We start from the raw sequence: 265 nt of genomic DNA, 5'->3' as shown, positions 1-265 counted from the left end.
ATCTTCAGTTTTTCAGCTAACGGTGCCTTACGAGGCACAGTGCCGGCTTTCACCGCTTTCGCCAATTTACGCTCAATATCGCGCACACCGTACATGGCAATGAACGCACGCTCCATGATAGCCACTGGATCGTTATCTTTCTCACCGATATAGCAGTTAGTGGTCAGACGGTCGCGCGCAACCCCTGGTGTCATCAGCAGTTTGGAAATTGCCAGTTTCAGCTCATCTTTCGGCGCTTCGTAGTGAATTCCCAGCGGGAAGGTCA

Annotated in this window: 1 protein-coding gene; it reads right to left on the bottom strand. The window is 51.7% G+C overall.

Annotated elements, in window-relative coordinates; translation table 11 throughout:
- The coding region (locus ACYP03_RS26520; RefSeq protein WP_459782742.1) for an acyl-CoA dehydrogenase domain-containing protein at positions 1 to 265 on the bottom strand (265 nt) is incomplete at both ends.

It is taken from the genome of Photobacterium sp. R1, from assembly GCF_054600795.1.
The sequence above is the reverse complement of the archived record's forward strand: the minus strand, read 5'-3'. Positions and strand labels throughout refer to the sequence as shown.